The following is a 22711-nucleotide window of genomic DNA, read 5'->3' as shown; positions in this document are numbered from 1 at the left end:
AAATGTAATAAGAATTAACACTAATCTTAACTCATGATGGGAATGATCTTGAGCATTAACGCATTTAATGCTTATTTTAATAGGCTGGCAGTTCCAGGTAAGACAACCAAGTGATTATATAATGAACAAAACAGAATTTTACGCGGACTTAAACCGCGACTTTAATGCGCTGATGGCGGGAGAAACCAGTTTTCTGGCAACACTGGCTAATACCAGCGCGTTATTATACGAACGTCTGGCCGACGTAAACTGGGCGGGGTTTTATCTACTCGAAGATGAGACGTTGGTTCTCGGACCGTTTCAGGGCAAAATTGCCTGCGTAAGGATCCCCGTCGGGCGCGGCGTGTGTGGCACCGCGGTTGCCCGTAACGAAGTACAGCGAATCGAGGATGTTCACGCATTCGATGGACATATTGCCTGTGATGCGGCGAGTAATTCTGAAATTGTTCTACCGTTGGTGGTGAAAAATCAGATTATTGGCGTTCTCGACATCGACAGTACCGTCTTCGGTCGCTTCACCGACGAGGACGAACAAGGCTTACGTCAGCTTGTGGCACAGCTTGAAAAGGTGCTTGCAACGACGGATTACAAAAAATTCTTTGCGAGCGTCGCAGGATAATCAACGGATAACGTAGCATTTACTGATGGCGTCATTATAATGACGCCTGTTCATGCCTGCGCTTGTTGGCTACGTCCGTTGTAATCAGGAAATTTCATGGAAAATCAACCTAAGTTGAATAGCAGTAAAGAAGTAATCGCGTTTCTGGCCGAACGTTTTCCCCACTGTTTCAGTGCGGAAGGTGAAGCGCGTCCGCTGAAAATCGGTATTTTTCAGGATTTGGTCGATCGTGTTGCCGGGGAAATGAACCTGAGCAAAACGCAACTGCGATCCGCTTTACGTCTCTACACTTCGAGCTGGCGCTACCTGTATGGTGTTAAACCAGGCGCGACGCGTGTCGATCTTGACGGCAACCCTTGCGGTGAGCTGGACGAGCAACATGTAGAACATGCTCGCAAGCAGCTTGAAGAAGCGAAAGCTCGCGTTCAGGCCCAGCGTGCTGAACAGCAAGCTAAAAAACGCGAAGCTGCCATCGCTGCTGGTGAGAAAGAAGATGCACCACGTCGTGAACGTAAACCACGTCCTGCTGCGCAACGCCGTAAAGAAGGCGCCGAGCGCAAACCTCGTGCGCAAAAACCGGCTGAGAAAGCGCCAAAAACAGTAAAAGCACCTCGCGAAGAACAGCATACCCCGGTTTCTGACATTTCAGCTCTGACTGTCGGACAAGCCCTGAAGGTGAAAGCTGGTCAAAACGCGATGGATGCCACCGTATTAGAAATCACCAAAGACGGCGTCCGCGTCCAACTGAATTCGGGTATGTCTTTGATTGTGCGCGCAGAACACCTGGTGTTCTGAAACGGAGGCCGGGCCAGGCATGAACATGTTTTTTAGGCTTACCGCGTTAGCTGGCCTGCTTGCAATAGCAGGCCAGACCTTCGCTGTAGAAGATATTACGCGTGCTGATCAGATTCCGGTATTAAAGGAAGAGACGCAGCATGCAACTGTGAGTGAGCGCGTAACGTCGCGCTTCACCCGTTCCCATTATCGACAATTCGACCTCGATCAGGCGTTCTCGGCCAAAATCTTTGACCGCTACCTGAATCTGCTTGATTACAGCCACAACGTGCTGTTGGCTAGCGATGTCGAACAATTCGCGAAAAAGAAAACCGAGTTGGGCGATGAACTTCGTTCCGGCAAACTCGACGTTTTCTACGATCTTTACAATCTGGCGCAAAAACGCCGCTTCGAACGTTACCAGTATGCGTTGTCGGTACTGGAAAAACCGATGGATTTTACCGGTAATGATTCTTATAACCTTGACCGCAGCAAAGCGCCCTGGCCGAAAAATGAGGCTGAGTTAAACGCGCTGTGGGACAGCAAAGTTAAATTCGACGAGTTAAGCCTGAAGCTGGCGGGAAAAACGGATAAAGAAATTCGTGAAACCCTGACGCGTCGTTACAAATTTGCTATTCGCCGCCTGGCGCAAACTAACAGCGAAGATGTTTTCTCGCTGGCAATGACGGCTTTCGCACGCGAAATTGATCCGCATACCAACTACCTTTCCCCGCGCAATACCGAACAGTTCAATACTGAAATGAGTTTATCGCTGGAAGGTATTGGCGCAGTGTTGCAAATGGATGATGACTACACCGTTATCAATTCGATGGTGGCGGGTGGTCCGGCTGCGAAAAGTAAAGCGATTAGCGTTGGTGACAAAATTGTCGGGGTCGGACAAACCGGTAAACCGATGGTTGATGTGATCGGTTGGCGTCTTGATGATGTTGTTGCCTTAATCAAAGGGCCGAAGGGCAGTAAGGTTCGTCTGGAAATTTTACCTGCGGGTAAAGGCACTAAAACCCGCACGGTGACGTTGACGCGTGAGCGCATTCGTCTGGAAGACCGTGCCGTTAAAATGTCTGTGAAGACGGTTGGCAAAGAAAAAGTCGGTGTGCTGGATATTCCGGGCTTCTATGTTGGCTTGACGGACGATGTCAAAGTTCAACTGCAGAAACTGGAAAAACAAAATGTCAGCAGTGTCATCATCGACCTGCGTAGCAACGGTGGCGGTGCGTTGACTGAAGCGGTATCGCTCTCTGGTTTGTTTATCCCATCAGGTCCGATTGTGCAGGTTCGCGATAACAACGGTAAAGTCCGTGAAGACAGTGATACCGACGGCCAGGTCTTCTATAAAGGCCCGCTGGTGGTGCTGGTTGACCGTTTCAGTGCTTCGGCTTCGGAAATCTTTGCTGCCGCAATGCAGGATTATGGTCGCGCGCTGGTTGTGGGCGAGCCGACATTTGGTAAAGGCACAGTCCAGCAGTATCGCTCTCTGAACCGCATCTACGATCAGATGTTGCGCCCAGAATGGCCTGCGTTAGGCTCAGTACAATATACAATCCAGAAATTCTATCGCGTTAACGGTGGCAGTACGCAACGTAAGGGCGTAACGCCAGATATCATCATGCCTACGGGCAATGAAGAGACGGAAACGGGTGAGAAATTCGAAGATAATGCGCTGCCGTGGGATAGCATCGACGCAGCAACCTATGTGAAATCAGGAGACTTAACGGCATTTGAGCCGGAGTTGTTGAAGGAACATAATGCGCGTATCGCGAAGGATCCTGAATTCCAGAATATCATGAAGGATATCGCTCGCTTCAACGCCATGAAGGATAAGCGTAACATCGTCTCTCTGAACTACGCCGTGCGTGAAAAAGAGAATAACGAAGATGATGCGACGCGTCTGGCGCGGTTGAACGATCGCTTTAAACGCGAAGGAAAACCGGCATTGAAGAAACTGGATGATCTGCCAAAAGATTATAAGGAGCCGGATCCATATCTGGATGAGACAGTGAACATCGCGCTTGATTTGGCGCGTCTGGAAAAAGCCAGACCCGCGGAACAGCCCGCTCCCGTCAAGTAACATCAATCAGGCACAAGAAATTGTGCCTGATTTTTTAACAGCGGCAAGATGCCGTAAATCAGATGCTACAAAATGTAAAGTTGTGTCTTTCTGGTGACTTACGCTCTATCCAGACTTGAAAATAGTCGAGTAACCCATACGATGTGGGTATCGCATATTGCGTTTTGTTAAACTGAGGTAAAAAGAAAATTATGATGCGAATCGCGCTCTTCCTGCTAACGAACCTGGCCGTTATGGTCGTTTTCGGGCTGGTACTGAGCCTGACAGGGATACAGTCGAGCAGCGTTCAGGGGCTGATGATTATGGCCTTGCTGTTCGGCTTCGGTGGTTCCTTCGTTTCGCTTCTGATGTCCAAATGGATGGCATTACGATCTGTTGGCGGGGAAGTGATCGAGCAACCGCGTAACGAAAGGGAACGTTGGCTGATCAATACTGTTGCAACCCAGGCGCGTCAGGCTGGGATTGCTATGCCACAAGTGGCTATCTACCATGCGCCGGACATTAACGCTTTTGCAACCGGTGCGCGCCGGGATGCCTCTCTGGTTGCTGTCAGCACGGGTTTGTTGCAAAACATGAGCCCGGATGAAGCCGAGGCGGTAATTGCCCACGAAATTAGCCACATTGCTAATGGTGACATGGTTACCATGACGCTGATTCAGGGCGTGGTGAACACCTTTGTTATCTTTATTTCCCGTATTCTGGCACAACTGGCCGCTGGCTTCATGGGCGGTAACCGCGACGAAGGCGAAGAGAGTAACGGCAACCCGCTGATCTACTTTGCAGTTGCGACGGTACTGGAGTTAGTGTTTGGTATTCTGGCGAGCATTATCACCATGTGGTTCTCGCGTCACCGTGAATTTCACGCTGATGCCGGTTCAGCCAAATTGGTTGGCCGTGAAAAAATGATTGCTGCGCTACAGCGCCTGAAAACCAGCTATGAACCGCAAGAAGCAACCAGCATGATGGCTTTCTGCATTAACGGTAAGTCAAAATCGCTGAGCGAGCTGTTCATGACCCACCCGCCGCTGGATAAACGTATTGAGGCTCTGCGCACGGGTGAATACCTGAAGTAAGATGAAATAAATACTCAAAAAGCGCGTCCAGGTTGACGCGCTTTTTTTATGCCTGGGATCGTGGCTGGGTGATCCGTAAACCACTAACACCGGCAGCGATTACTGCCAGAATAGCCGCGGTCATCAGCGAGACGTGCGTACCATTATCACCAAACTGATTTAACATCAGTGCCACCAACGCTGCGCCACTACTCTGACCAAGCAGACGAGCCGTACCTAACATGCCACTGGCACCGCCGCTACGTTCCCGCGGGGCGGAAGTAATAATGGTGTGGTTATTGGGTGACTGGAATAATCCAAAACCGGCACCGCACAAGATCATAGGCCAGATGATATTGATATCGGCAGGTGAAGCAGGCAAGAGAACCAGCGAAAAAAGCCCCGCCGCCATAATAAACAACCCTAAAGCTCCAAGTAACCCAGCATGCACGCGTTCTATCAGATAACCTGCCAGCGGTGCCATCACCATTGTTGCCAGCGGCCATGGGGTCAGAAGTAGACCTGTTTCCACTTCACTACGTCCGAGCACCGTTTGCAGATAAAAGGGCAGGGAGACCATTGCCAGCATCTGTGCGCAGAAAGAGCAAATAGACGTGCAAATAGACAGTGAAAAAAGCGGAATACGCAGTAAATCCACTGGCAACAGCGGCACGGGAAGAGAAAGCTGACGACGAATAAAGAAAATACCAACGACAACCATTACCGCCAGTTCTACACCAATCAACGTCAGCGATTGCCCCTGAGCAAAACCACTCAACGCGGTAATAAGCAGACCAAATGTTAACGCGTTCATCACGGCGCTGGGCAGGTCAAAACGTGGTTTACTGGCACGAGAACCATTAGGTGGCAGAAAACGCATTGCCAGAAGCAGGGCGATAATACCCAACGGTACGTTGATTAAAAATAGCCACTTCCATGACGCGATGGAGAGGATTACCGCGGCGATAGTTGGCCCGGCAGCAGAGGAGACGGCGACAATAAACGAGTTAATTCCCATTCCCCGCCCCAGAAAACGCTGTGGATAGATTAGCCGGATAAGAGCAGTATTGACGCTCATTAGTGCTGCGCCACCAAAACCTTGTATTACACGCGCCAGAGTTAGCATTTGCAGCGAATCAGAAAGGGCACAGAACAACGATGACAGCAGAAATACGACCAGGCCGCATTTATAAATGCGTCGATAGCCAAACATATCTCCCAGAAACGAAAACGAAAGCAGGGAGACGACAATCGCGATTTGATAGGCATTCACCACCCAAATAGAACAGGCTGGCGTGGCGTGAAGATCAGTAGCAATAGTTGGCAAGGCGACGTTGGCGATAGCGCCGTCGAGGACCGCCATCGAAATACCGATAATAATGGTTAAAATCGCGCCGTATCGCTGAGGCAACGGCAGGCCATCGGCCTGAACTTTTGGCATAGGAATTTTATATCTTTGGATGATAATCAACAGGGTTATGATTCTAGCACTGATATTCACGGCGGATGTCGCAGAATTGTAACTAACCGGCAAAAGATGGATTGCGACCACCCAGGCGCGAAATTATAATAAAAAACAGTTCTGATTTTTATAAAACACTCGCAATGAGGTGATAAATGGCTAACGCAGATCTGGATAAACAGCCTGATTCTGTATCTTCTGTACTGAAGGTTTTTGGCATTTTACAGGCGCTGGGCGAAGAGCGCGAAATAGGGATAACCGAGCTGTCACAGCGCGTCATGATGTCAAAAAGCACCGTTTATCGCTTTTTACAGACCATGAAAACCCTGGGGTATGTGGCGCAGGAAGGGGAGTCGGAGAAATATTCTCTGACCCTGAAATTGTTTGAGTTGGGGGCTCGTGCCTTACAAAACGTCGATCTCATTCGTAGCGCAGATATCCAGATGCGCGAAATCTCCCGCCTGACGAAAGAAACCATCCACCTTGGCGCACTGGACGAAGACAGCATTGTTTACATCCACAAAATTGACTCTATGTACAATTTGCGCATGTATTCACGGATTGGTCGTCGTAATCCGCTTTACAGCACCGCGATTGGTAAAGTGCTGCTGGCCTGGCGCGATCGTGATGAAGTGAAGCAGATCCTTGAGGGCGTTGAGTATAAACGCAGTACCGATCGTACCATTACCAGTACCGAAGCGTTACTACCGGTGTTGGACCAGGTGCGCGAGCAAGGTTATGGGGAAGATAACGAAGAGCAGGAAGAAGGACTACGTTGTATCGCGGTTCCGGTATTTGACCGCTTTGGTGTGGTTATTGCCGGTCTGAGCATCTCCTTCCCAACGCTGCGTTTCTCTGAAGAGCGTTTGCAGGAGTACGTAGCTATGTTGCATACGGCCGCACGTAAAATTTCCTCGCAAATGGGGTATCACGACTATCCGTTCTGATTAGAGTTAGAACCTGTCTGTATAATATTCAGACAGGTTCTTATCTGGTGGGGGTTAAATAAAGTTACTGATGGCTGGCGTAATATCGTATACGTTGGTGATAAGTGTACGTTTTATTCATTGAGTTTAATGTGGGTATTTATACCTTAATCTATTAGCCATTATCGACGACGATATTGTTTTTACGTAACAGTGGGCAATCGGTTATCCCGAAAAAACCACTTTTAGTGTGCAGGTATTGTACCGTACTGGTATCCCGGGCCGTCAGATAGGTGCATTGCAACCCTAACCCAGCGGCATTTTCCTTGCTTCCAATCAGAACACCATATCCGCTTAGTAATAATCCTGTCCATACCAGTGCTATCAACATAATTGTGCGAATAATGAATCGCATTATGACCTCTTCTCTTTTTTGTTCGCTTAATCGTAGCGGTAATATGGACTGAAGCAAGCGTATAGTTCCGAAAAAGCACGAATATCGACATGGTTAGGCGCTGTTTAACTAACGCATGATAGTTTAATGACATAAGGTAGGTTAAACGGAGAATGGAGTGAAAAAGTTTCGATGGGTCGTTCTGGTTGTTGCTGTGCTGGCTTGCTTGCTGCTATGGGCGCAGGTATTCAACATGATGTGCGATCAGGATGTACAATTTTTCAGCGGAATTTGTGCCATCAATCAATTTATCCCGTGGTGATATCATTTTTTCAGCAGTAGATTTCCTTCCTGTGTGGCAGTGGTAGAATGACACCTCTACTTAGAGGTGGTGAAATGAACGAAGTTGTAAATTCAGGCGTAATGAACGTTGCGTCTTTGGTTGTATCGGTGGTAATTCTCGCTATTGGGCTCATCTTGTGGTTTTTCATCAACCGTGCCAGTTCACGGACTAACGAACAGATTGAACTTCTTGAGGCATTGCTGGAACAGCAAAAACGGCAAAATGCACTGTTACGTCGTTTGTGCGAAGCAAACGAACCTGAAAAAACGGATGCGAATACTGCTGAGAACCTAAAAACGGCTGAAGATGAAGATATCATCCGCCTGGTAGCGGAACGGTAATCTTTCCTCAAAATTTGAGTAGCCCTAATGCTGATGGGTTACTCATCTTATCCGCACTATAGTGGTGCAATTGATTCAAATTAATACTCTGGTCTGACTTCGATTATTTATCGTGTTATTTATTTCATAATAGCGGTATCGGAAAAAGATATTAATCGCACTAAGCTATTGGGATGTTTACATCGGAATTGTGATCAATTGCGGTATTATTTATTAGCGAAACGTTTCTCCCTTCACTTTTTAGTAATTCATCAATTTTTCTTATTTTAAATTAATAATGAGCATTAAGTCTGGTTTCTTCATTTCACCTGTGTATGTTGTTAACTATCTGTTTTATTGGGTGAAGTTATATAACATTTTATTCGTTATATATCATAAAAAGTGATATCGCTCGCATTGCGTAATAACTTGTACTGCTGCTCTGGAAGAACTGAACTTATTGAACTATGTTAGAAACTGCATCAGGTCAAGTATCTGCGTGTAATGGTATGGTTAAGTGCATCGATATATCGGCACGTATTCCGTTGCATAAGTGTGCAAAAAAAGTGGAAGGCGTATCGAGATTTGTGCGGCTGATCGAGACATGTTTAAAAATGGCTTGCCATAATTAACGTTGTATGTGATAACAGTTTCGGGTTAAACGAGGTACAGTTCTGTTTATGTGTGGCATTTTCAGTAAAGAAGTCCTGAGTAAACACGTTGTCGTTGAATACCGCTTCTCTGCCGAGCCTTATATTAGTGCCTCATGCAGTAATGTGTCAGTTTTATCTCTGTAATGCCTGCGGGCGAAGAAAACAATCTAAGGAATTTTTCAAATGGCAAAGATTAAAGGTCAGGTTAAGTGGTTCAACGAGTCTAAAGGTTTTGGCTTCATTACTCCGGCAGATGGCAGCAAAGATGTGTTCGTACACTTCTCTGCTATCCAGGGTAATGGCTTCAAAACTCTGGCCGAAGGCCAGAACGTTGAGTTCGAAATTCAGGACGGCCAGAAAGGTCCGGCGGCTGTTAACGTAACAGCTATCTGATCGAATCCACTGATCTGAAGTGTAAACGCGCTTCAATCTCGCTATAAAGCCTCGTCGAATTTACGAGGCTTTTTACTTTGTTTTATTTTCGTTCCTGTCTCCGGATATTTGCCAGTCGTGCGATTCGCGTTACACTTGCGGCCTTTAGTATCCTGCCGGAGTTGTCATGTCATTTTCCTGTCCACTTTGTCATCAGCCTTTAGCGCTTGAAAAAAACAGCTATATCTGTCCCCAACGGCATCAATTTGATATGGCGAAAGAGGGATATGTTAATTTGCTGCCCGTTCAGCATAAACGTTCTCGCGATCCGGGCGATAGTGCGGAAATGATGCAAGCGCGGCGTACATTTTTAGATGCCGGTCATTATCAGCCGCTTCGCGATGCGATTGTCGCTCAATTGTGTGAATGTCTTGAGCAGCACGCAACGGCGATACTGGATATTGGTTGTGGGGAAGGGTACTACACCCATGCTTTTGCCGATGTCTTACCTGGCGTGACGACTTTTGGTCTGGATGTCTCTAAGGTCGCGATTAAAGCTGCTGCGAAACGCTATCAGCAGGTCACCTTTTGTGTCGCTTCCAGCCACCGTCTGCCGTTTTCTGATGCCAGTATGGATGCCATTATCCGTATCTACGCACCGTGCAAAGCAGAAGAATTAGCGCGAGTAGTCAAACCGGGTGGGTGGGTCATTACCGCTACTCCTGGGCCACGGCATTTAATGGAGCTGAAGGGTTTAATTTACGACGAAGTACATCTACATGCGCCCCATGCTGAGAAACTGGATGGTTTTGAGCTGCAGCGGAGTAATGAATTACATTATCCGATGCGCCTGCGCGGAGATGAGGCGGTTGCGTTGTTACAGATGACGCCGTTTGCCTGGCGCGCAAAGCCAGAGGTATGGCAAGCGTTGGCAGCAAAAGAAGAATTTAATTGCCAGACGGATTTTAATATTCACGTCTGGCAACGAATAAATTAGCTGTGGTAGTGCGTCCAGAGGATCTGGACGCCAATGCCAATAAGCACCAGCCCGCCAAGAATTTCCGCTTTTTTCCCAATAATTGAACCGATAAAGCGGCCCACCATCATGCCTAATGTTGACATGATTAAGGTGGCGCAGCCAATCGCCAGCGCAGTCGCGATAATGTTCACTTGCAGGAAGGCCAGACCAACACCAACAGCCATTGCATCCAGGCTGGTGGCAATTGCGGTAGTCACCAGCAACCAGAAACCGTGACGACGACGCGGTTCTTCATCTTCATCATCTCCACCGCGAAAACCCTCAATAATCATTCGCCCGCCGAGGAATATCAGCAGTACAAACGCAATCCAGTGGTTCCACTCGAGGACAAAACGGCTGGCCAACATGCCCATCCCCCAGCCAATCAGCGGCGTCAGCGTTTCGACGGCACCGAAAATAAGGCCAGTTCGCAGAGCTTCAGAAAATTTCGGTTTATGGAGGGTGGCACCTTTACCGATTGATGCAGCAAAGGCATCCATCGACATACCAAAAGCAAGAAGAACAGTAGCAGTGATATTCATGACAATGTCCTGACCGGGGTATCCATAAAACACATCATCGCCCCCAGCAAACATGCACACACGAACGACAAGAAGCGCTCATGCAGGCATAGCGATTGATGTGCATATGGTCTCGCCTGACTGAAAATGTTCAGTCCGTACGCGCCACGTTTTGCAACGAGTATGTTGACACGTACATTTCCGGAGTCTGGAAATCGGCTACTCCCCAAATGAGGGCGCAACCTTAACATATTTTGAGAATATAAAACAACTGTCAGAATATATTATTCCATTGCTATTACTGATAACGATTTTCATTTAGATTTATATATCAATAAAACGTTAAAAATAATAACAAATAAGGGACGGCGTAATATAGCCTAAGCTATGTCTGGTTATTAAAAATACACTACACATAGCTTTGGCTAAGTTGATAACTTATTGAGTTGAAACTAGAAGTTTATAAATCTTTTCCAGATCGTCGATATTTCGGACGCGGATTAACAAACGGCGCTGTTCTAATTGCATCACCAGTACACCATCTTCCGATAAGTTCATCGCTTTAATTCGGCTATATTCAATCCAAACATTGGCGAAGAAAAACCCTTTTTGTTTGAAGATGATTTTCGGAACCCGGATCCAGAAAGTATAAAATCCCATTAGCGCCAGTGCACTTAATAACCAGGTGGTTATTTGTGCGCCATGGCTGGTTACATTGTTATAGATAAGAATGACAATCAGCCCGACAAAGATAACGCTATCGATGCGACCGCGCCGGAGCAAAGGAATTGCCAGCAGGGTGGGGCCGTTGCGGCGGGGCATGATGAACTGATCGTATATCGCAAAAGCAAGCAGTGCGGCGATGAACAGAATCAGTACCAGTTCCGTGATTGTCATTAATCCTCCAGATAAAAAAACGGGGCCAAAAGGCCCCGGTAGTGTACAACAGTATTACAGTCCCAGCAGGCCGCAAGCGTAACCAGCGATACCAATGACGAAGAAGCCAACGATAATCCACAGCGGGTTAACTTTTTTGCGCAGCAGCCACATACAGGCAAAGGTCAGCAGCAGCGGCACCAGGCCTGGCATTAACTGGTCAAGAATGGTCTGGACAGTGGTAACGTGCTCTTTACCCGTCTGGTCGGTGATGCGAGAGACGACCAGAGGGATGTTGACATGTGTCCACTTGTTAACCAACGCCCCCATGACAAACAGGCCGAGAATAGACGCCCCTTCCGTCAGTTTTTGCAGGAAGCCGCCACCCATATCTTTAACGATATCGATACCTTTGGAGTAACCATACGCTACGCCGTAGTAACGTGTTGCCAGACGCACCAGGTTAAACAAGATAAAGAACAGCAGCGGACCTAACAGGCTGCCACTCATCGCGATACCGGCTCCCAGTGCTGCAAAAACCGGACGTACCGTACCCCAGAAGATCGGGTCACCCACGCCTGCCAGCGGACCCATCAGACCTACTTTGATACCGTTGATAGCACCGTCGTCGATCTCTGCGCCGTTAGCACGCTGTTCTTCCAGCGCCAGGGTTACGCCCAGAATTGGCGCAGCCACGAACGGTTGGGTGTTAAAGAATTCGAGGTGACGTTTAATCGCCTGTTTACGGGCATCATTGTTCTCAGGGTAGAGGCGACGAATCGCCGGAACCATAGAGAAGCAGAAACCCAGTGCCTGCATACGTTCGAAGTTCCATGAACCCTGGAAGAGGTTAGAACGCAGGAAGACGCCACGAATATCACTCGGAGTGAGTTTTTTCTCGGTGGTAGTTTTAGTTGTATCAACCATTTCGCTCACCTGTTAGTCCAGTTCGTTATCGAGATCGTTGTTACCAGCAGCCTGAACAGGCGCACCAGCTACGCGGTTATATTTCGGGCTAAGTTGGATGTAGAGCACTGCCATAACAGTACCAATTACACCCAGAGCAACCAGGTTAAAGTTGGTGAATGCTGCGGTTACGAAGCCGAGGTAGAAGAACGGCATCAGGTAGCCTGCACGCATCATGTTGATAACCATTGCATAACCAACAACCACGATCATGCCGCCAGCAATGTTCAGACCATTGGTCACCACTTCCGGAATGGCGTTCAGCATGTTCTGAACTTCACTGGTGCCTACAGACAGCGCAACAATTACGGCCGGGATAGCCACACGCATCGCTTGCAGGAACAGCGAAGAAACGTGGATCCAGGAAATTGCCGTCAGGTTGCCATTCTCAGCCGCCTTATCCGCAGCGTGCTGGAAAGCAACGGTGATGGTACGAACGATGATGGTCAGCACCTGGCCCGCAGCGGCCAGCGGGATTGCCAGCGCGATACCGGCACCGATGCTCTGATGACCTGCAATAACCAGAATGGTAGAAATGATAGAAGCCAGAGCGGCGTCAGGCGCAACTGCGGCACCGATATTCATCCAGCCCAGAGCGATCATTTCCAGAGTACCACCGATAATAATACCGGTTTTCATATCCCCAAGAACGATACCCACCAGGGTACAGGCGATTAACGGACGGTGAAACTGAAATTCATCGAGGATAGATCCCATACCTGCGATACAGGCTACGATAAATACCAGCACAATTTGAAGAGTGGTAATCTCCATTGTACTTCTCCTGTTTACGTAAGACTTAAGTGTGAAAACTGAGTGATAATCAACACAATACGTTACTTATCGATTTTGCTGATCAGATCCATCATTTTCAGTTTCGGATCGGTGGAAACCTTACGGACTTCCAGTTCGATACCGCGTGCATTCAGTTTCTTGAACGCTTCGATATCTTTTTCATCAACCGAAACCGCGTTATTCACCTGGGTTTTGCCCTGACGGAATGCCATACCACCGACGTTAACAGAGGTAATTTTCACGCCGCCTTCAACGAGGCGCTCAACATCTGTCGGGTTGGTGAATAACAGCATTACACGTTCGCCAGCATATTTCGGGTTGTTGTAGACGCGAATCATCTTGGCAACATCAACCACGTGTGCTGTTACGCCCGGAGGTGCGACCTGGGTGAGCAGTGTCTTACGAACGGTATCCGCAGCCACTTCATCACTAACAACAATAATACGGGAGACATTGGTTTCTTTGGTCCAGCGGGTAGCTACCTGACCGTGAATCAGACGGTCGTCGATACGCGCAAGGCCAATAACCATGTAGTCATTTGGTCCCATTGGTTTTGCCGGAGTTGGGGCCGCTTTGGGTGCCGCCGAAGCGGGGGCGGGAGCTGCTTTTTCAACCGGTTTGGCTTTCAGTGCTTTCACACCTTCACGGCCTGTTTCTACTGCCAGCGCCACCAGTTCATCAAAGCCCGGGTCATCATCACGAGCCATTAACGTTTCCACCAGCATTGGAATGTTAACGCCTGCGATCACTTCATAATGCTCTTTGTCGACGACAATGCGGCTGGCAGCATTGAACGGGCTGCCTCCCCATGTATCAACGAGAAACAGCACGCCTTTAGTGGTGTCGAGTTTTGCCAACTGAGCGTTGTACTTTTCGATCAGCGTTTCGGCATTTTCGCCTGGAACGAAATCGATCCAGCCGACGTTTTCCTGCTCGCCTAACAGCATCTCTGCCGTTTTAAGCAACTGCTCTGCAGCCCAACCATGTGTGCCTATAACAATAGCAATGGTCACTTGCTACCTCCTTTATTATTGTTAACACCTCAACGTGCCAGATGTATTTTTGAATCGTCGTCCACAATCGAATCGATTCAGATAAGGGTTACAACCAAAAACCCCCTGCGTTTCGCGATTTATTTTAGATATCGAAAAAAATATTTTATGTGATGAAGATCCGTAATTTAACTTTGGATTATCAAAATTCCGAAAGAGAAAATATTTTCGTCACATTTGTTTGCAAAGGAAGGTAAATCTTTGCCAAATCAGAGGTCTCTCTGATATGTTTAACTCCCGTTTAACAACCAAGGAGTATAGGGCAGCAGCCCGCAGTATGGATCGTCACCGACGTCATTTCAGCATCAGGCCTTTCAGCGCCTGCCTTTCTGGCACTTTTTGCCGCACCTTTTGTTTGCATTTTGTTGTTACGCCTGCATTATTTCTGGCGCCGAATAGCTATTCCTTAAGCAGGAGCTTGTCATGGAATTCTTAATGGACCCCTCGATTTGGGTGGGGCTACTCACGCTTGTCGTTCTTGAAATCGTGCTGGGTATCGATAACCTGGTTTTCATCGCCATCCTTGCCGACAAACTGCCACCGAAACAACGTGATAAAGCTCGTTTGTTAGGACTGTCGCTGGCGCTGATCATGCGTCTGGGACTGCTGTCGCTGATTTCATGGATGGTCACGCTGACCAAACCGCTATTTACCGTGATGGATTTTTCCTTCTCTGGTCGCGACCTGATTATGTTGTTCGGGGGGATATTCTTGCTGTTTAAAGCGACAACGGAGCTGCATGAACGGCTGGAAAACCGCGATCATGATTCCGGTCACGGTAAAGGTTATGCCAGCTTCTGGGTGGTAGTAACGCAGATTGTCATTCTCGATGCCGTCTTCTCGCTGGATGCGGTGATTACCGCAGTTGGGATGGTCAACCACCTGCCGGTGATGATGGCGGCGGTGGTGATTGCGATGGCGGTCATGTTGCTGGCGTCGAAACCGTTGACGAGATTCGTTAACCAGCATCCTACAGTGGTGGTGCTCTGCCTGAGCTTCTTGTTAATGATTGGTCTGAGCCTGGTTGCTGAAGGGTTTGGCTTCCATATTCCGAAAGGTTACCTGTATGCCGCGATTGGCTTCTCGATCATCATCGAAGTGTTTAACCAAATTGCGCGCCGTAACTTTATTCGTCATCAGTCAGCTTTACCGCTGCGTGCGCGTACTGCCGATGCCATCCTGCGTTTGATGGGGGGTAAACGTCAGGCGAACGTTCAGCACGATGCCGATAACCCGATGCCGATCCCTGTGCCGGAAGGCGCGTTTGCGGAAGAAGAGCGATATATGATTAACGGCGTGCTGACACTGGCGTCTCGCTCTCTGCGTGGGATTATGACACCGCGCGGCGAAATTAGCTGGGTTGACGCTAATCTCGGTGTTGATGAAATCCGTGAGCAGTTGCTTTCTTCGCCACATAGTCTGTTCCCGGTATGTCGCGGTGAACTGGATGAAATCATCGGTATCGTGCGTGCTAAAGAACTGCTGGTGGCGCTGGAAGATGGCGTTGATGTCGCAGCAATTGCCTCGGCTTCTCCGGCGATTATCGTTCCGGAAACCCTCGATCCGATCAACCTGCTGGGCGTGCTGCGTCGTGCTCGCGGTAGTTTTGTTATCGTTACCAACGAGTTTGGTGTGGTGCAAGGCCTGGTCACGCCTCTGGATGTGCTGGAAGCCATTGCCGGTGAGTTCCCGGACGCTGATGAAACGCCGGAAATCATTACTGACGGCGACGGCTGGCTGGTAAAAGGCGGTACAGACTTACATGCCTTACAGCAGGCGCTTGATGTTGAGCACCTTGCCGATGACGATGATATCGCGACGGTGGCAGGTCTGGTGATTTCTGCAAATGGTCACATCCCGCGTGCTGGCGATGTGATTGACGTAGGGCCGTTACATATCACCATTGTTGAAGCTAATGATTATCGTGTTGATCTGGTTCGCATTGTTAAAGAGCAACTGGCGCACGACGAAGACGAATAATCATTAACGAAATGGCATGACGGGCGTGATATGCCCATTATGCCGGGCGGGCGGCGGTTGGCTGCCCGCCAGCCATTTTGGGAAATCACGCAGTGGCATCGGCTGCGCGTACAAATACCCTTGTAAAATATGCACCCCATGACGGCGTAAATACTTCGCCTGTTCTTGCGTTTCTACGCCCTCCGCCACCAGTTCAATATTCAGTCTTTGCCCCAATGCGATGATGATATCGGTTACCGTCGAGTTAACCGCATCGGAACCAATTGCAGCGGTGAAAGACTTATCGATTTTCAGCACATCAGGGCGTAACGTTTCCAGCCAGGAAAACGAACTGTTGCCGGTGCCGAAGTCATCAATCGCCAGTTTGACGTTTTTACGATGCAGTTCGCGGGCAATCCGATAATCGACATCCAGTAAGGCATCGCGCTCGGTGATTTCGAGGATGAGTTGCTGAATCGGGTTAGCACTAAACCAATATTGATTGAGATCCTTCAATAACACGCCGCGGCGAAAATGGCTGGGGGCGACGTTAATCCCAATGTGAAACTGGCTGCTCATTGGAAAAACGTGGATTTGGCGGATGGTTTCCATCATCACATAACGGGTAAGCGGCACTATCAGATGATGTTCTTCCGCGATAGGGATAAATACATCTGGTGAGATCCACCCCTGACGCGGGTTATTCCAGCGCAGCAATATTTCTACACCAACACATTGCTGGCTACGAGCGTTTAGTAAAGGTTGACAGAATAGCTCGAATTCATGTTGCGCGAGGCCAAGATTAATTTCGCGCGAAAAACTCATTCTATGGGCGGTTGCCAGCCATGCGATGTAACCCACCAGTAAACTCAACAGTACCGCCAGTGGAAACTGGCTGGGAAGATGATGCAACGCCAGCGCTGTCGCGCCAGGGCCGCTAACGCTGATGGTAAAAGGGAAGTTCTGCGATGAAACCTGGTAACGTTCATTGCCATTAAGTGGAGGTAAAGCGTCAACCAGACCGTCACCATAGAGTAAATGGCGATCAGCCACCGTCAGGCTGGCGTTTCTAATTTGCGGCAACTGCGGTTCCAGTAACATCGTCGTCAATAGGTCAATGTTGATCATCTCCAGAACGCCATCGCCAGTATGTGATTGAGAGGGATACCACTGGATCAGCACTGGACTACCTTTAATCAATACGCGATCGGTGGTAAGGCGCAAAAGAGCCTGTGGGGCGGGCAAATCGGCCTGAATATCATGAACCGGAACATTGCGATAGCCAAAGATGCTGGAGCAGTAAAGTGTACCGTTTTGTACCAGACCAATAGAACGCACCGTTTGCAGTTTTGCGGCTTGTTTGCGTAGAGGCAAATGAGTGACTGAGCAAGGGAGGCCAATCAACGGAAGTAACATCTCGCGTCCCGCCTGAAGGGGTTGCAATATATTATCCAGCTCTTCAACCGCGTGATTGGCGAAAAGTATCACCCGCTGTTGATTTAAATTACGCTGTGAAATAAATCGCACGCTTAGTGTCGCCACAAGCGTAAAGAGTGCGCAAATTGTACAAACAATCATTCGATTACGGCGATAAGTTTTGATGATCCGTTGTGCTTTTTGCATGCGGGCCGCCCTGTAAGCGTATGGCAACAAACGCCTGACGCAACAGTGGAAGTGTAGTGGGGAAATTTACAGCAGACGAGAAAGCGGGGGAAATTCGCCCATCCGTTGCAGATGGGCGAAAGAAAAGTATTAGTCACACTGGACTTTTATTGCCAGACCACCGCGAGAGGTTTCACGGTACTTGGCGTTCATATCCTTACCGGTTTCGTACATTGTCTCGATGACTTTATCCAGCGAGACGCGCGGAGCACTGGTGCGGCGTAAAGCCATGCGTGCGGCGTTGATCGCCTTCACCGATGCAATAGCATTACGCTCAATGCATGGCACCTGAACCTGACCGGCCACCGGATCGCAGGTCAGACCGAGGTTGTGTTCCATCCCAATTTCCGCTGCCACACAAACCTGTTCCGGGCTACCGCCCAACAATTCAGCCAGGCCTGCGGCGGCCATTGAACAGGCTACGCCGACTTCGCCCTGACAACCCACTTCAGCACCGGAAATAGAAGCGTTCATTTTATACAACGCGCCAATTGCCCCAGCGGCCATAAAATAGCGGGTATAGATATCCGGGCTGACCGATTCAATAAAGTGGTCGTAATAGGCCAACACTGCCGGAACAATGCCGCACGCACCGTTGGTAGGCGCTGTCACCACGCGCCCACCTGCGGCGTTTTCTTCGTTCACTGCCAGCGCAAACATGTTCACCCAGTCGATAACATTCATCGGATCGTTAGACAGTTTATCGCTGGAAACCAGCATCCGGCGCAGGGCAGATGCACGGCGCGGAACACGCAGCGGCCCAGGCAATACGCCTTCGGTATTCATTCCGCGATCGATACACGCCTGCATGGTCTGCCAGACATGCGCGAAATAGTCATCGATCTCTTTCTTACTGTGCAGCGCCAGTTCGTTCTGCATTGCCAGGCCGGAAAGGGAATAGCCAGTTTCATTACAGTACGCCAGCAACTCGGTTGCAGATTTAAACGGATACGGCACACTGACTTCGTTGGTGGCATCGTGACCAAAATGTTCTTCATCGACGATAAAACCGCCGCCGATGGAATAATAAGTTTTGCTGTAAACAACTTTATCGCCATTATACGCGTGGATCTGCATCCCGTTTTCATGCAGCGGCAGGTTGCCGTTATGAAAACGCATCCCATTGTCACGGGGGAAATCCACTTCATGCCGTCCCTGCGCCAGCAGCAGACGTTCGCGCTCTTCTACGTCGCGAATAAAACCGGGAATACTGTCGATATCCACGGTGGCAGGTTCGTTACCTGCAAGACCCATAATAATGGCGATATCGGTATGATGGCCTTTACCCGTCAGCGATAGAGAACCGTAAACGTCCACGGCAACGCGGGTAACGCTATCCAGTAAGCCTTTTTCGACCAGATCATCGACGAACTGTTTACCCGCCTTCATAGGCCCTACAGTATGGGAAGATGAGGGACCAATCCCCACCTTAAACATGTCGAATAGACTAATCACGATAATACTCCTGACAAGGTGACTGGACTTCCAGTAACGAACTAATAACAGCGCATAGTGTAAGAGGGAACGCGGCGATCGGCTTAACTATTCACATGAATTAAACTAATCAAAAACCGCGATTTAACTAATATTGCGATGATTGTCTCAAGTAGTGTTTTGTAGATGTAAAGATAAGTATAGTCAGGGTTTCACACCAATTTGCAGCGCCAGCTCACGAATTATGCCTGCGGTCATTCCCCATACAAAATACTGTTCGTACCAGGAAAGCCATACCCGATGTGAATCGCCACGGCGGTAGATATCTAAAGGGTGATAGCGCCCCAGATGTAATGCCTGAGCGAGCGGCATTTCAAACACAGCAGAGACTTCATCTTCACTGGCGCGATAGGGTAAATCGGGCGGGATAATACCGACGACTGGGGTTACCTGGTAACCCGTTACGCTATCGACGGGCGGCAGCACGCCGATAACTTCAACGGCTGAAGGCGGTATAGCGACTTCTTCTTCGGCTTCGCGTAGCGCGGCGGCGATAACTGACGCGTCGGTGTCATCTACTGCGCCACCTGGAAACGCCACCTGTCCGGCGTGTTTACGCAGGTGAATTGAACGCTGAGTAAGTAACAAACCCGGTTGCGGTCGGCGCACGATGGGGATTAACACAGCAGCCTGACGATGATTTAAGGTTTCCCGGTTAATTTGCGGGCGCAAAAGTTGAAAGCGTGATAAAAAATCATCAAGCGTCAGGCTACGGTATTCCACGTCTTACTTCTCCAGTTGCTTCAGAATACGATTAACTTTATCAAAAGTTTCCTGATATTCCGCCTCTTCCTGGCTATCGGCGACAATACCGCCGCCCGCAGAGCAGTAAATTTGCCCGTTAACCGCGGTCAGGGTGCGGATAGTGATGCTGGTGTCCATATTGCCGCAAAAACTTAAATAGCCAATGCTGCCACACCAGGCGTTGCGTCGCTGAGGTTCCAGTTCGTCGATAATTTCCATTGCCCGTACTTTCGGTGCGCCGGTGATTGAGCCTCCGGGAAAAGCCGCGCGCAGCAGATCGCTGGCATGCAACTGCTCGGGAAGGCGTGCCGTTATGGTGCTGACCAGATGATGCACTGCAGGGAAGGGCTCCACCACGAACAGCTCCGGCACTTTTACCGAACCTGCGACGGCAACACGGCCAATATCATTACGCATTAAATCGACAATCATCAGGTTTTCGGCGCGATCTTTCGGTGAGTTCGCCAGTTTTTCTGCCTGTTTGCTATCTTCCTGAGGATCGGCCAGACGCGGCAGAGTGCCTTTAATCGGACGGGTCTGGATCTCACCATCAGCACAAAGAATAAAACGTTCTGGCGAGAGGCTTAAAATCGCACCTTGCTCCAGGCGCAGGAAGGCACTAAATGGTGCACGGTTGGCCTGGTTGAGTTTAACGAACGCCAGCCACTCATCACCAGAATAGGTAGCTTGAAAACGCTGGGCAAGATTCACCTGGTAACAATCGCCGCTGTGCAGATATTCCTGCACCTGGCGAAATTTCTCGCCATACTGTTCGCGGCTCATATTAGATTGCCAGGCAGAGGTTAGCGTGAAATCACCCTGCGGTGTAATTTGCTGGTTTTCCAGCCACGCCAGACGGGCATTGACATCATTATGACTCAGCAAAGAAACAACCCGGTGCTGGTGGTCGACAATCAACGCCCAGTCGTAGATACCTACCGCCATATCAGGAAGGTTGATATCTCTCAGCGCCAATTCCGGCAGGGACTCAAAACGGCGGCCCAGGTCATAGCCAAATAAACCCAGTGCGCCACCCTGAAATGGCAAATTACCATTATGCAACGGGTGAATGTTTGCATGCTCCAGCGCCTGTTGGAGTACCTTTAACGGGTCATCAGTGGTCGTTGTACGGGTTTCTCCTTCACACACCACGGTTTCATTACCGTGAGTTGTTAAGGTGCAAACGGGGTCTGCCACCACAATATCAAACCGACTATGCGGATGATCGGCATAGCCGGAGTGCAAAAGCATCGCCCACGGCAAGTGGCTTAAGCGGGAGAAATAAAATTCAGCGGCGTCCTGACGCCAGGGTAAAGTAATCACAGCGGGAGATAACGTCTTCATTAGTCCTGACTCTACTGGCTATGTGCCGGGTAGCATGAAATAATTAGCGCCAACAATTTAGCAGGAGTTAACAATGTTTGCAGGTTTACCTTCACTCACCCATGAACAGCAGCAAAAAGCCGTTGAGCGGATTCAGGAATTGATGGCACAGGGGATGAGCAGCGGTCAGGCAATCGCACTGGTAGCCGAAGAGTTACGCGCCAACCATTCCGGCGAACGGATTGTGGCGCGTTTTGAGGATGAAGACGAGTAATACACAATGATCCGTATCGATTTCGTCACGGATGACGTTCTGTATCTTGATACGGATAGCCTCATCGGCTGGGATTTTTCTGGCATGAATTTACATCGCGCTATTTTTGATGGCATGTGTCTGGATGGTGCTCGGTTTAATGATGCGCATCTGCGTAATATCAGTTTCATCACATCCTCCCTTATTGGGGCCGACCTCTCGTCTGCCGCCCTGATGTGTGCCTGGCTAAATCACGCCGATCTGACGAATTGTAATTTTTATCAGTCACGCCCCATTGCTGCTGATTTTAGACATTCACGACTTTGTGGGGCAGATTTTACCGCTGCCGATTTAAGAGGTGCTAATTTCGCTGGGACAGATCTTCAGAATGTTTGTTTCAACGGGGTGCATTATGACAAGCGAACCATTTGGCCTGCAGCGTTTGAACCAAAGAAACGCGGGGCTGTTTTGCTTGATTGAATTCAGCGGTTTTATTGATAACGAGAAAAAAGGACGCTTTTCTAAGATCAATGAAAGCGTCCGGATTGATTTTTAGTGCTGGAGTTTTGACTCACACAAGGGCTTTAAGTTCTTCCTGCATATAAGACGAGAAGTATTCAGGGTTTTTAATCACCACGCGTTCACCAGACTCCATTTTTTTTGCCCAGCCAACCATTTTTTCCGTGAATCCAGGATTCCAGCCTTCCTGTTCAGCTCGCGCAGTAATATCGGTGGCCGTCGCGGGTACACCCAGAGCATGCAAATATTTAAATATTCCCTTCGCCGTACTTTCATTCATAGAGCTGGGGGTTGGTGCTGATATATCCATAGCACTAATGAAATCCAGGGCTTTATCTATTACAGCAGGCATATTCTTGTCCTTAAATTAACCACGTTTTCGATAAGGCTATATATGACATTAAATTGTGCCTAATATCAAAAGGATTATGACAATATCTCATTCGTTAACCTGTTGACATTCAGGTATTTTAAAGGTAGCAGGTCATGGCGGGTTATCTAGTGATGTGCCGAAATTAACAGAGA

Annotated in this window: 26 protein-coding genes; 14 read left to right on the top strand and 12 right to left on the bottom strand. The window is 48.9% G+C overall.

Annotated elements, in window-relative coordinates:
* Positions 1-121: 121 nt before the first annotated feature.
* The 4 genes from msrC to htpX all read left to right on the top strand — a co-directional run bounded on the left by msrC (position 122) and on the right by htpX (position 4555).
* Positions 122-619, top strand: a complete 498-nt coding sequence (gene msrC, locus A9587_RS03390; protein WP_001043873.1) for an L-methionine (R)-S-oxide reductase — start codon at positions 122-124, stop codon at positions 617-619.
* 96 nt (positions 620-715) lie between these two features.
* Positions 716-1414: an RNA chaperone ProQ gene (gene proQ, locus A9587_RS03385; protein ID WP_000431382.1), complete on the top strand. Its 699-nt coding sequence runs from the start codon at positions 716-718 to the stop codon at positions 1412-1414.
* A 19-nt stretch (positions 1415-1433) separates the two neighbouring features.
* Complete coding sequence (gene prc, locus A9587_RS03380) at positions 1434-3482, top strand: carboxy terminal-processing peptidase (RefSeq protein ID WP_001516268.1); 2049 nt, start codon at positions 1434-1436, stop codon at positions 3480-3482.
* 191 nt (positions 3483-3673) lie between these two features.
* Positions 3674-4555 (top strand): protease HtpX, encoded by an 882-nt coding sequence (gene htpX, locus A9587_RS03375; RefSeq protein WP_000984500.1) that lies wholly within the window; start codon positions 3674-3676, stop codon positions 4553-4555.
* A 46-nt stretch (positions 4556-4601) separates the two neighbouring features.
* Here the strand turns inward: htpX and A9587_RS03370 are convergent, their stop codons facing one another.
* Entirely contained in the window at positions 4602-5975 is a 1374-nt protein-coding gene (locus A9587_RS03370) for an MFS transporter (RefSeq protein ID WP_105263221.1), read from the bottom strand.
* A 176-nt stretch (positions 5976-6151) separates the two neighbouring features.
* On the opposite strand from A9587_RS03370, the gene kdgR reads away from it, so the two are divergent.
* A complete protein-coding gene (kdgR, locus tag A9587_RS03365) occupies positions 6152-6943 on the top strand; it encodes a DNA-binding transcriptional regulator KdgR (RefSeq protein WP_001262177.1) in 792 nt (263 codons plus the stop codon).
* A 154-nt stretch (positions 6944-7097) separates the two neighbouring features.
* Here the strand turns inward: kdgR and A9587_RS03360 are convergent, their stop codons facing one another.
* The gene (locus A9587_RS03360) at positions 7098-7337 is read right to left on the bottom strand and encodes a YobH family protein (protein ID WP_001211005.1); all 240 of its coding nucleotides are present in this window, start codon (positions 7335-7337) and stop codon (positions 7098-7100) included.
* A gap of 157 nt (positions 7338-7494) precedes the next feature.
* Here A9587_RS03360 and mgrB point away from each other — a divergent pair, with 157 nt between their 5' ends.
* The 5 genes from mgrB (at position 7495) to rlmA (ending at position 10001) form a co-directional block, all read left to right on the top strand.
* The gene (gene mgrB / locus A9587_RS03355; protein ID WP_000714549.1) at positions 7495-7638 is read left to right on the top strand and encodes a PhoP/PhoQ regulator MgrB; all 144 of its coding nucleotides are present in this window, start codon (positions 7495-7497) and stop codon (positions 7636-7638) included.
* A gap of 74 nt (positions 7639-7712) precedes the next feature.
* Positions 7713-8000 (top strand): YebO family protein, encoded by a 288-nt coding sequence (locus A9587_RS03350; protein ID WP_001006870.1) that lies wholly within the window; start codon positions 7713-7715, stop codon positions 7998-8000.
* 659 nt (positions 8001-8659) lie between these two features.
* Positions 8660-8776 (top strand): DUF2627 domain-containing protein, encoded by a 117-nt coding sequence (locus A9587_RS03340; RefSeq protein WP_032141266.1) that lies wholly within the window; start codon positions 8660-8662, stop codon positions 8774-8776.
* Between the two features lie 39 nt (positions 8777-8815).
* Complete coding sequence (gene cspE / locus A9587_RS03335; RefSeq protein ID WP_001062678.1) at positions 8816-9025, top strand: transcription antiterminator/RNA stability regulator CspE; 210 nt, start codon at positions 8816-8818, stop codon at positions 9023-9025.
* Between the two features lie 166 nt (positions 9026-9191).
* Positions 9192-10001, top strand: coding sequence for a 23S rRNA (guanine(745)-N(1))-methyltransferase (gene rlmA / locus A9587_RS03330; RefSeq protein WP_000010094.1), 810 nt, complete (start codon positions 9192-9194; stop codon positions 9999-10001).
* Here the strand turns inward: rlmA and mntP are convergent.
* The 5 genes from mntP to manX form a co-directional block, all read right to left on the bottom strand.
* A complete protein-coding gene (gene mntP, locus A9587_RS03325) occupies positions 9998-10564 on the bottom strand; it encodes a manganese efflux pump MntP (RefSeq protein ID WP_001027737.1) in 567 nt (188 codons plus the stop codon). The genes rlmA and mntP overlap by 4 nt on opposite strands.
* 417 nt (positions 10565-10981) lie before the next feature.
* Positions 10982-11440 (bottom strand): DUF986 family protein, encoded by a 459-nt coding sequence (locus A9587_RS03315; RefSeq protein WP_000156311.1) that lies wholly within the window; start codon positions 11438-11440, stop codon positions 10982-10984.
* A 54-nt stretch (positions 11441-11494) separates the two neighbouring features.
* On the bottom strand, positions 11495-12346 hold the full coding sequence (gene manZ, locus A9587_RS03310) for a PTS mannose transporter subunit IID (protein ID WP_001516270.1): 852 nt from the start codon (positions 12344-12346) through the stop codon (positions 11495-11497).
* Between the two features lie 12 nt (positions 12347-12358).
* Positions 12359-13159, bottom strand: coding sequence for a PTS mannose transporter subunit IIC (gene manY, locus A9587_RS03305; RefSeq protein ID WP_000406934.1), 801 nt, complete (start codon positions 13157-13159; stop codon positions 12359-12361).
* Between the two features lie 62 nt (positions 13160-13221).
* On the bottom strand, positions 13222-14193 hold the full coding sequence (manX, locus tag A9587_RS03300; RefSeq protein WP_000150534.1) for a PTS mannose transporter subunit IIAB: 972 nt from the start codon (positions 14191-14193) through the stop codon (positions 13222-13224).
* A gap of 316 nt (positions 14194-14509) precedes the next feature.
* Between manX and A9587_RS25405 the strand changes: the two genes are divergently transcribed.
* Together A9587_RS25405 and yoaE are read left to right on the top strand one after the other, a co-directional pair.
* On the top strand, positions 14510-14668 hold the full coding sequence (locus A9587_RS25405) for a protein YoaL (protein ID WP_269471531.1): 159 nt from the start codon (positions 14510-14512) through the stop codon (positions 14666-14668).
* The gene (gene yoaE, locus A9587_RS03285; protein WP_000395006.1) at positions 14656-16212 is read left to right on the top strand and encodes a CNNM family cation transport protein YoaE; all 1557 of its coding nucleotides are present in this window, start codon (positions 14656-14658) and stop codon (positions 16210-16212) included. Before A9587_RS25405 ends, yoaE begins: the two co-directional genes overlap by 13 nt.
* A 3-nt stretch (positions 16213-16215) precedes the next feature.
* Here yoaE and A9587_RS03280 read toward each other — a convergent pair whose 3' ends face one another.
* From A9587_RS03280 to pabB, 4 genes are all read right to left on the bottom strand, one after another.
* Positions 16216-17814, bottom strand: coding sequence for an EAL domain-containing protein (locus A9587_RS03280; protein WP_001516271.1), 1599 nt, complete (start codon positions 17812-17814; stop codon positions 16216-16218).
* A gap of 129 nt (positions 17815-17943) precedes the next feature.
* A complete protein-coding gene (sdaA, locus tag A9587_RS03275; protein ID WP_000624308.1) occupies positions 17944-19308 on the bottom strand; it encodes an L-serine ammonia-lyase in 1365 nt (454 codons plus the stop codon).
* Positions 19309-19491: 183 nt separating this feature from the next.
* Positions 19492-20070, bottom strand: a complete 579-nt coding sequence (locus tag A9587_RS03270) for a CoA pyrophosphatase (RefSeq protein ID WP_000456725.1) — start codon at positions 20068-20070, stop codon at positions 19492-19494.
* Between the two features lie 3 nt (positions 20071-20073).
* The gene (gene pabB / locus A9587_RS03265; protein WP_001516272.1) at positions 20074-21435 is read right to left on the bottom strand and encodes an aminodeoxychorismate synthase component 1; all 1362 of its coding nucleotides are present in this window, start codon (positions 21433-21435) and stop codon (positions 20074-20076) included.
* A 73-nt stretch (positions 21436-21508) separates the two neighbouring features.
* Here pabB and A9587_RS03260 point away from each other — a divergent pair, with 73 nt between their 5' ends.
* Together A9587_RS03260 and A9587_RS03255 are read left to right on the top strand one after the other, a co-directional pair.
* Complete coding sequence (locus A9587_RS03260) at positions 21509-21688, top strand: YoaH family protein (protein WP_000457334.1); 180 nt, start codon at positions 21509-21511, stop codon at positions 21686-21688.
* Between the two features lie 6 nt (positions 21689-21694).
* Positions 21695-22147: a pentapeptide repeat-containing protein gene (locus tag A9587_RS03255; RefSeq protein ID WP_000618094.1), complete on the top strand. Its 453-nt coding sequence runs from the start codon at positions 21695-21697 to the stop codon at positions 22145-22147.
* Between the two features lie 91 nt (positions 22148-22238).
* Here the strand turns inward: A9587_RS03255 and A9587_RS03250 are convergent, their stop codons facing one another.
* The gene (locus A9587_RS03250) at positions 22239-22538 is read right to left on the bottom strand and encodes a DUF1889 family protein (RefSeq protein ID WP_001112001.1); all 300 of its coding nucleotides are present in this window, start codon (positions 22536-22538) and stop codon (positions 22239-22241) included.
* Between the last annotated feature and the right edge of the window lie 173 nt (positions 22539-22711).

Source organism: Escherichia sp. MOD1-EC6162 (assembly GCF_002965125.1).
In the GTDB taxonomy this organism is placed as follows: Bacteria; Pseudomonadota; Gammaproteobacteria; order Enterobacterales; family Enterobacteriaceae; genus Escherichia; species Escherichia marmotae.
Note: the sequence above shows the minus strand (reverse complement) of the source record. Positions and strands in the feature narration are given on the sequence as shown.

What these genes read in the sequence shown, in the direction of transcription:
- msrC (WP_001043873.1), top strand. Translation starts at nt 122, where the DNA reads ATGAACAAAACAGAATTTTACGCGGACTTAAACCGCGACTTTAATGCG.
- proQ (WP_000431382.1), top strand. Translation starts at nt 716, where the DNA reads ATGGAAAATCAACCTAAGTTGAATAGCAGTAAAGAAGTAATCGCGTTT.
- prc (WP_001516268.1), top strand. Translation starts at nt 1,434, where the DNA reads ATGAACATGTTTTTTAGGCTTACCGCGTTAGCTGGCCTGCTTGCAATA.
- htpX (WP_000984500.1), top strand. Translation starts at nt 3,674, where the DNA reads ATGATGCGAATCGCGCTCTTCCTGCTAACGAACCTGGCCGTTATGGTC.
- A9587_RS03370 (WP_105263221.1), bottom strand. Translation starts at nt 5,975, where the DNA reads ATGCCAAAAGTTCAGGCCGATGGCCTGCCGTTGCCTCAGCGATACGGC.
- kdgR (WP_001262177.1), top strand. Translation starts at nt 6,152, where the DNA reads ATGGCTAACGCAGATCTGGATAAACAGCCTGATTCTGTATCTTCTGTA.
- A9587_RS03360 (WP_001211005.1), bottom strand. Translation starts at nt 7,337, where the DNA reads ATGCGATTCATTATTCGCACAATTATGTTGATAGCACTGGTATGGACA.
- A9587_RS03350 (WP_001006870.1), top strand. Translation starts at nt 7,713, where the DNA reads ATGAACGAAGTTGTAAATTCAGGCGTAATGAACGTTGCGTCTTTGGTT.
- A9587_RS03340 (WP_032141266.1), top strand. Translation starts at nt 8,660, where the DNA reads ATGTGTGGCATTTTCAGTAAAGAAGTCCTGAGTAAACACGTTGTCGTT.
- cspE (WP_001062678.1), top strand. Translation starts at nt 8,816, where the DNA reads ATGGCAAAGATTAAAGGTCAGGTTAAGTGGTTCAACGAGTCTAAAGGT.
- rlmA (WP_000010094.1), top strand. Translation starts at nt 9,192, where the DNA reads ATGTCATTTTCCTGTCCACTTTGTCATCAGCCTTTAGCGCTTGAAAAA.
- mntP (WP_001027737.1), bottom strand. Translation starts at nt 10,564, where the DNA reads ATGAATATCACTGCTACTGTTCTTCTTGCTTTTGGTATGTCGATGGAT.
- A9587_RS03315 (WP_000156311.1), bottom strand. Translation starts at nt 11,440, where the DNA reads ATGACAATCACGGAACTGGTACTGATTCTGTTCATCGCCGCACTGCTT.
- manZ (WP_001516270.1), bottom strand. Translation starts at nt 12,346, where the DNA reads ATGGTTGATACAACTAAAACTACCACCGAGAAAAAACTCACTCCGAGT.
- manY (WP_000406934.1), bottom strand. Translation starts at nt 13,159, where the DNA reads ATGGAGATTACCACTCTTCAAATTGTGCTGGTATTTATCGTAGCCTGT.
- A9587_RS25405 (WP_269471531.1), top strand. Translation starts at nt 14,510, where the DNA reads ATGGATCGTCACCGACGTCATTTCAGCATCAGGCCTTTCAGCGCCTGC.
- yoaE (WP_000395006.1), top strand. Translation starts at nt 14,656, where the DNA reads ATGGAATTCTTAATGGACCCCTCGATTTGGGTGGGGCTACTCACGCTT.
- A9587_RS03280 (WP_001516271.1), bottom strand. Translation starts at nt 17,814, where the DNA reads ATGCAAAAAGCACAACGGATCATCAAAACTTATCGCCGTAATCGAATG.
- pabB (WP_001516272.1), bottom strand. Translation starts at nt 21,435, where the DNA reads ATGAAGACGTTATCTCCCGCTGTGATTACTTTACCCTGGCGTCAGGAC.
- A9587_RS03260 (WP_000457334.1), top strand. Translation starts at nt 21,509, where the DNA reads ATGTTTGCAGGTTTACCTTCACTCACCCATGAACAGCAGCAAAAAGCC.
- A9587_RS03255 (WP_000618094.1), top strand. Translation starts at nt 21,695, where the DNA reads ATGATCCGTATCGATTTCGTCACGGATGACGTTCTGTATCTTGATACG.
- A9587_RS03250 (WP_001112001.1), bottom strand. Translation starts at nt 22,538, where the DNA reads ATGCCTGCTGTAATAGATAAAGCCCTGGATTTCATTAGTGCTATGGAT.